The organism is Brachyspira catarrhinii (assembly GCF_005518285.1).
GTDB lineage: Bacteria > Spirochaetota > Brachyspiria > Brachyspirales > Brachyspiraceae > Brachyspira > Brachyspira catarrhinii.
In genome coordinates, this window is record NZ_SJDU01000073.1 from 1 (window position 1) to 7,999 (window position 7,999).

Sequence of the window (7,999 nt, forward strand, 5' to 3'; positions counted from 1 at the left end):
CAACATATTGCATAGAAACTTCAATATCCGTTTTATCTTCCGTCTTATGCAAATAAATAGGTTTATCATGCAATAATTTTTTATTTTCGTTTAAATGGGCGATAAACATTTCGATTCCGCCTTCGTAATGAAATTCGTTACTTACGGTTTTTGATTCTCTTTTGTCAATAAGCGTTATTCTTATTCCTCTGTTTAGAAAAGCAAGCTCTCTTAATCTGTTTGCAAGTATTTTATAATCGTATTCAGTAGTTTCAAAAATTTCATCGTCCGCTTTAAATGTAACTTTAGTTCCGTTTTTTACGCTTTTTCCCACTTCTTTAACTGGAGCTTCGGGAACTCCTTTATGATATACTTGTTTATATAGCTTTCCGTCTTTGCTTACTTCGGCTATTAATTCAGTGCTTAAAGCGTTGACTACGGAAACTCCTACGCCATGCAAACCGCCCGACACTTTATAAGTTTCGTTATCGAATTTACCGCCAGCATGCAATTTTGTCATAACAACTTCCAAAGCCGACACTTTCAATTTTGGATGCATATCTACAGGAATTCCTCTTCCATCGTCTTGCACTTCGATTATATTGTCTTTTTTTATCGTGACTATTATATTTTTACAGAACCCAGCCATAGCTTCGTCAATACTGTTATCAACGACTTCGTAAACCAAATGATGCAAACCCGCCGAACCCGTAGAACCTATATACATACCAGGACGAGTGCGGACAGGCTCTAATCCTTCCAATACTTGAATATTTTTTGAACTATATGTTTTTTCAGCAGCAGCCATTTTTTATCCTCGTTTAATATTTTTTATTTAATAAAAATTTAAATTTTAATCAATGAATTTAAATTAAAATTTATTTGAAATATTATATATTGATTTTAAGAATATTTCAAATATTAATTGATTGTTTTGCAATGACAGATTAAATGAAAATAAGAGAAATAAATTTGAATTATTATACTATATTTTTTAATATTTTTGAATTTATATTATAAAGTAAGTTTATTATATATAATATATATAATATTTCTTGATATATTATGTAAAATATAATATAATACTTTTTTAGAAAATAAATAGGTGTAATTATGAAAATAGAAAGAATAGAAATTAAAAACTTTAAAAGATTTACCCACCTTGTTATAGAAGAATTAGGTGAAAATTTAAAATTAGTATTAGTGGTTGGAAGTAATGGATGTGGTAAATCATCATTATTTGAAGCTTTTAATTATTGGCACTTAAAATCGACATTTAATCTTAATATCGAAAGAGATTATTATAATAAATTTAAAGATAATGTAGATTGTGATATAAAATTCTATGGAGATAAAAAGAATGAAAATATTTTTTATTTTAGAACAGCATATAGAAATCAAGCAGAATTTAAATTAACAACTTTTAATGAAATAAAAAATATAAATACTAAAATAAACAAAAAAATGATAAACAATGATCAGAAGTATCTAACAATTATAATATATTAATAGGAAATACAATAAATGAATTATTTTTTGAAAAAAATAACGATAAAAAAGTATCAGAGTTGAGAAACGACTTAATAGGTAAAATTCAACAATCTATGCATAATGTATTTGAGGATTTAATGTTGAATAACCTTGGTAATCCATTTAAAGAAGGGACTTTTTATTTTAAAAAAGGTATTATAGACAAATTTAATTATAAAAACCTTTCAGCTGGAGAAAAATCAGCATTTGATTTAATTTTAGATTTGGTATTAAAAATAGATTATTATAATGATGGTATATTTTTTATTGATGAGCCTGAAATACATATGCATACAAGTCTACAAAGCAAATTAATTAAAGAATTATATAATATAATACCTGATAATTCTCAATTATGGATAACAACACATTCTATTGGTATAATGAGAATGGCTGAAAGAATATTAAAAGAAAATCCTAATGGCGTAGCTATATTAGATTTTGATAGTCATGATTTTGATAATTATGTTATTATTAAACCTACTAAATTAAGTAAAACTGTATGGGAAAAATTTTTATCTTTAGCCCTTGATGATTTATCTGAATTAATAATCCCAGAGTATATAATATTGTCTGAGGGGAGCTTTTCTGGCAATAAAAGATATAATTATGATGCAACCATATATAATAAAATATTTAATGATAAATACCCTAATATTTTATTTATATCAGGAGGTTCTTCAGAAGATATAAGAAAAGAAGATTATATACCTGAAAAAATAATAAAAAATTTTTCAAAAAGTATTAATGTGAAAAAATTGCTTGATAGAGATGATATGACAGATGAAGAAGTTAAAGTTAATGAAGAGAAAAACATAATAGTATTATCAAAAAGGCATATAGAGTCCTATTTGTTAGATGATGAAATTATTAAAAAATTTATAGATAATAATAAGCCAGAAAAATATACCGAAATACAATCTTTAATAAAAAATGCTATTACAAATAGTATTGATAGAGGTAATCCAAAAGATGATATAAAAAGTGTTAGAGGCGAAATATATAATATATTAAGAAAGGAATTGTGTCTAACACAATGTGGTAATACAGCAGATGCATTTATAATAAATAATTTAGTTCCATTGATTACTCCAGATACAGAAATATATAAAGTATTAGAAGTAGATATAATTAAAAAAATTATACCATAAAGATAAATTTTAATATTTAATTATAAACTAAACTAATGCTATGAAATGCCATCCTTTTTGTTAATTTGCAAAACATTAATATTTTGATATAATAAATTTATATATTTTGAATTTTTAATTATAAAGAGTAAATATGGCTAAAAAAGAAGTTAAAACGGATTATTGGGTATATTCGCTATTACAAAGCGCAAATATTGAAGCGACTCCTCAAGGTTCGGATATTAAAGAAGTGAACGAAGCCTTGAAAAGCGCAAGCAAAAAAGGAACGGGAAATATAGGGTTTCCAGAATTTATAGCTATAGTTAAAGATTTTTTAATCGTAATAGAGGATAAATCCGATTTAAGCAAACATTGTAAATTGGATTCTAATTCTTGCATAGATTTGGATAATACAAAAAGCGTCACGGATTTTGCGGTAAACGGAGCTATTCATTACGCAAAACATTTGGCTCAAAATACAAGTTTCAAAAAAATTATAGCGATTGGCGTTAGCGGAGACGAAAGGCATCATAAAATCAGCCCTTATTTTATTAATGAAAGAGGAATACTCGATAAAAAATTAAACGATTTGGAAACATTTACTCTTTTAAACGAAAGTAATATAGAAAGTTATTATTTGCAAGAGATTTTAGGAATTAAACCTAAAGAAGAAACCACAGACGAAGAAGTTAAACAAGACGCCGAAAGTTTGCATGAATATTTGCGAAATTACGTAGCTATAAAAGACGCCGACAAACCTTTAATAGTTTCTGGAATACTTTTAGCTTTGGACGAAATGAAAGAAAATAATTTAAATCTTGAATATTTAAATAACGATAAAGATATACCCGATGGACAAAAATTATACGAGCTTATAGAAAAAAATCTAAAAAGAGCCAGATTAAGCCCCGAAACAAAAAGAGACAAAGTTTTATCTCAATTTTCGGTTATTAAAGACACAAAAAAGATTAACGAATTATGCGAAATCTTAAATAAAGACGGAACAAAAATTAATTCTACTCCGTTAAGATACTACTCTGAATTTGTAAAAAAGAGGATATACGACAATATACAAAATATAAAAAACTCCGAAGATTATTTGGGAAGATTTTATTCGGAATTTATGCGTTTTAGCGGAGGAGACGCGCAAAGTTTGGGAATAGTTCTTACTCCAAGACATATAACCGATTTATTTTGCGAATTAGCGGACTTAAAACCAGACGATATTATTTTAGACCCTTGTTGTGGAACGGGAGGATTTTTAGTTTCGGCAATGAACGATATGATTTCAAAAACCGAAGACATAAAACAAAAAAATAATATTAGACAAAATCAATTATTCGGATTTGAATTGCAACCGTTTATGTTCGCAGTCGCCACTACAAATATGGTATTGCGAGGAGACGGCAAAAGCAATCTTAATAACGAAGATTTTTTAAAACAAAATCCTAAACAATTACAAACCGATTGCCAAGCCACAGTAGGTTTTATGAATCCTCCATATTCTCAAGGAAAAGTCGATAAAAATCTGACGGAAATATCTTTTACGGAACATTTATGCGATTCGATATTAAAAGGCGGAAAAGTCGTGGTTATTATACCTCAAAGCGCCGTTACGGGAAAAACTAAAGAGGAAAAAGCGACTAAAGAAAACATATTGAAAAAGCATACTTTAGAAGGCGTTATAACCTTAAACAAAAACACTTTTTATAGAGTGGGAACAAATCCTTGCATAGCGATTTTTACGGCAGGAATTCCTCATGATTATAAGAATAAAATTTGTAAATTTATAAATTTTGAAAATGACGGTTGGGAAGTTCAAAAACATAGAGGATTAATCGAAAATAAAATTAAGTCTAAAGATAGAAAAGAGCATTTATTAAAAGTATGGAACGATGAAATTGAAGCGGAAACCAAATTTTGCGTAAAAACTACAATAGAACCCGAAGACGAATGGCTGCATAGTTTTTATTATTTCAATGACGAGATGCCAAAACATGAAGATTTTGAAAAAACTATTGCCGATTATCTAACATTTGAATTTAATATGATAACTCATGGCAGAGGTTATCTTTTGGGCTTAAAGGAGAAAAGTATAAAGACAATGAATAAAACTTTAAAATTAAATTCTGTAGATTGGAAAGAATTTAAAATCAATGATTTATTTGACAGAATAGAAAAAGGCAAATGTAAAAATACAAACGAAGAAACTAAACAAAGTATAAATGGCGTTTCTTTTTTATCCGCCACATTAAATAATAACGGAGTAAGCGGTTTTGTAGAGCCAAATTCTTTATTACAAAAAGGAAATTGCATAATGTTTGTAAATCAAGGAGATGGAGGAGCGGGTTATTCCGTTTATAAAAAAGAAGATTTTATATCCACGACAAGCAACTCTTTTGGTTATGCAAAATGGATAAATAAATATACGGGTTTATTTGTAGCTTCTATTTTATGCCGTTTTAAAGAAAAATACACATTCGGTTATGGACGAACTGAAAACAGATTAAGAAAAGATAAAGTCTTTCTTCCGATAGATTCCAAAGGGCAACCGCATTGGGAATTCATGGAAAATTTTATGCGGGAAGTCGAATATAAAAAACTTAATCTTTATTTGGATTATATTAAAAAATAAAATATCCTATAATTAGTGCAATTATTTATTTTATTCTAAAAATATCCAATTTATTTTCAATCTCTCTAAACTTGCTTTCAATTTTTTCAATATAAATCGAGCTATTTTTTTTAATATCTTCCAAAAAAATTTTATCTTCTATTAAAGTCGTATTTATATTGATATTTAAAATCGAACCTTTTGAAGCAGCATAAATTAAAATATAAGCGGAGGCGATGTCGGTTATGACTCCAGAGTTTCCGTATTTAAGAATAATGTCAAACAAAGGAATTAATTGATAAGAATATTTTAGTATATTGAAAGGAGTTTCTGTAGATTTTACAGACGCTTTTGAAATTTCATTTTTTCTAATTAATTTTTCTTCTTCCGTATTTTTTGGCAATTTTATAGCATCCATAAATATATTGAAAGATTCTGCGTCTTTGTCTATAGTTTCGATTAATTTAATTTTTATTTCTTTGATTTTTTCTATTGCGTTATTGAAATCGTTTTTTTCTTCTTCGGTTAATTCTTTGAATTTATTTTTATTAATCGTCAAATGCCCAACCATTCCCGCAAGCGCGCATGCTAAACTTCCAACCGCTCCCATTACGCTTCCGCCTCCTGGAGCTGGAGAAGGGGAGTCGACTTTATTAATATAATCTTCAAGTTTCATATCAATTAATTTTTCCATAATTTTTTATTCTCTTTAATTTAGATTTTAAATTTTTAATTTATTCTATATTAAAATAATAAAATTTCAAAACAAGGATTATAAATTATGTAAACTTTATTTATAACTAGATAAAAATAACTAATAATTATTAAAAGTTAAAAGAGGTCACAATTTATATTTGCAGCCTCTTTTAATTTCGATTGTTTCAAATTTATAAATAAATCTTGCGATGACCAATATACTTTATTTCAAAACTATATCTTTTGCGAACCATTTTTGAGATATTTCTGAGGCTTTTCCGTCCGCTTTCATTTCGTCCAATATTCTATCTACTTCGGACAAAAGTTGAGAGTCGGTTTTTCTAAATCCGATTCCGTAAAATTCTTCGGTTAAAGGACTATTTTCAACGACTACAAAATCGACTTTTTCTTCCGATATATAATATTGAGCGGCTACTTCGTCAATTATAACGGCGTCTATTCTTTTAGCCATTAAATCCAAAAAAGCGTTTACATTTACATCGTATTTTCTAATTTCTTTTGCCTTTTTGCTTATAGGGTCCGACTGTAAAGCCTCGTCATTACTGCCTACTTGAACTCCCAAAACTTTTCCCGCCAAATCTTCTTTTGAATTAATATCGTTTCTGTCTTTAGGTTTGACTATTATTAATCTGTTGTTAAGATAAGGTTTTGAAAAATTAATTTGCTCTTTTCTCGATTCGTTGATTGTCACTCCGTTCCAAAGGACATCGATATCGCCTTTATTCAAACTTAAAATCGAGCTTGACCAATCAATCGGTTTAATTTCGAGTTCGACTCCCATTCGAGATGCGACTTCTTTTGCCAAATCGATGTCGAAACCTACGATTTCTCCCGAACCGTCTCTAAATCCCATTGGAGCGAAAGTGTCGTCCAAACCCAAAACGAGTTTTCCCGCGTCTTTGATTTTCTGAAGCGAATTATCTTCTCCAGAGCTTTTTTCCGAGCAACCAACCGAAATTAAAATAATCGTTGCCATAACTGTAAATAAAATGATTTTTAAAATTGTTTTTAATATGGATTTCATTTTTACCGTCCTTTAAAAAATTTTTTTATTAAATTTAATAAATTTTAATTACTATATATTGTATTACTATTTGTAAAAATTTCAAGGCTTTTGTTGTAATAAATTCAAAAACAAATTCAAATCTTCTTTATTCGTTATTTTGATATTATTAGAGGAACATTCGACTATTGCGACTTTTCCCGCATAAGCGCTGTAAATTTCCGCGTCGTCTGTGGCTATTTTTTTTCCTAATCTTTTTTTATATTTTACATCGCTCATATATTTTTCCATTGCCATCATATATCTTCTGAAATTAAACGCTTGAGGAGTCGCCGCTCTATAAATAAAATTTCTGTCTATAGTTTCGATAATATTTTTTTTTGAATCGACTTTTTTTATCGTGTCGACTACTTTTGAAGCCAAAATTACGGCGTTTTTTTTAACTACATTATCGTATAATTCTTTAATTTCTTTTTTTGAAACTATCGGGCGAACTCCGTCATGAATAAAAACAAAATCGGTGTTAATATTATTTTCTTTTATAAATTTCATCGCGTTATAAACGGAATAAACTCTTTCGCTTCCGCCTTCGACATAACTGATATTTTCGCCATTTAATAAATTTTTATTGATAATTTTTTTTATATTATTTAAATCCTCTTTCAAACTCGCTATTATAATATTATCGAATTTGAATTTAAGCATTGACTCCAAAGTGTAAATAAAAAGCGGTTTATTATTTATTTTTACAAACTGCTTCTTTATTTTTCCAAGAAATCGTTTCGAGCTTCCAGCTATAAGCAAAATTAAAGTTTTCTTAATCATTATTATCTCTTTTATTTTTATTTTTTAATTCTTCAATTTGTTTTTGACGAGCGATTTTTCTCTCTTCTCTTAATTTCAATCTGTTTTCTACCCGCTCTTTAAGTTTTTCTTTATCTTTGATTTTTTTCTCTTCTTTTTCTTTTCTTCTCTCTTCCAAATATTTTTTTCTTTCTTCATTCCAAATATTTTTTTCTTTCTTCA

General features: G+C 28.0%; 7 protein-coding genes and 1 pseudogene. 3 read left to right on the forward strand and 5 right to left on the reverse strand.

The annotated features are described in order from the left end of the window. On the reverse strand, positions 1–787 hold a 787-nt coding region (locus EZH24_RS04210; protein WP_236847063.1), incomplete at its 3' end, for an ATP-binding protein. Positions 788–1,092: 305 nt separating this feature from the next. On the opposite strand from EZH24_RS04210, the gene EZH24_RS04215 reads away from it, so the two are divergent. The 3 genes from EZH24_RS04215 to EZH24_RS04225 all read left to right on the forward strand — a co-directional run bounded on the left by EZH24_RS04215 (position 1,093) and on the right by EZH24_RS04225 (position 5,274). After that, positions 1,093–1,488 carry an AAA family ATPase gene (locus EZH24_RS04215; RefSeq protein ID WP_137997879.1) on the forward strand — a complete coding sequence of 132 codons (396 nt, stop codon included), beginning with the start codon at positions 1,093–1,095 and terminating at the stop codon, positions 1,486–1,488. Positions 1,489–1,499: 11 nt separating this feature from the next. Then, on the forward strand, positions 1,500–2,660 hold the full coding sequence (locus EZH24_RS04220) for an AAA family ATPase (RefSeq protein WP_272897870.1): 1,161 nt from the start codon (positions 1,500–1,502) through the stop codon (positions 2,658–2,660). A gap of 133 nt (positions 2,661–2,793) precedes the next feature. After that, complete coding sequence (locus EZH24_RS04225; protein WP_137997881.1) at positions 2,794–5,274, forward strand: N-6 DNA methylase; 2,481 nt, start codon at positions 2,794–2,796, stop codon at positions 5,272–5,274. A gap of 25 nt (positions 5,275–5,299) precedes the next feature. On the opposite strand, the gene EZH24_RS04230 is transcribed toward EZH24_RS04225, so the two are convergent. The 4 genes and pseudogenes from EZH24_RS04230 to EZH24_RS13995 all read right to left on the reverse strand — a co-directional run. Continuing rightward, entirely contained in the window at positions 5,300–5,947 is a 648-nt protein-coding gene (locus EZH24_RS04230; protein ID WP_137997882.1) for a cyclodeaminase/cyclohydrolase family protein, read from the reverse strand. 225 nt (positions 5,948–6,172) lie between these two features. Beyond that, the gene (locus EZH24_RS04235; protein WP_236847065.1) at positions 6,173–6,946 is read right to left on the reverse strand and encodes an amino acid ABC transporter substrate-binding protein; all 774 of its coding nucleotides are present in this window, start codon (positions 6,944–6,946) and stop codon (positions 6,173–6,175) included. Between the two features lie 129 nt (positions 6,947–7,075). Then, the gene (locus EZH24_RS04240) at positions 7,076–7,798 is read right to left on the reverse strand and encodes an IspD/TarI family cytidylyltransferase (RefSeq protein WP_137997884.1); all 723 of its coding nucleotides are present in this window, start codon (positions 7,796–7,798) and stop codon (positions 7,076–7,078) included. Then, positions 7,791–7,999: pseudogene (locus tag EZH24_RS13995) on the reverse strand (MATE family efflux transporter); the annotation flags it as partial. The gene EZH24_RS04240 and the pseudogene EZH24_RS13995, both read right to left, overlap by 8 nt.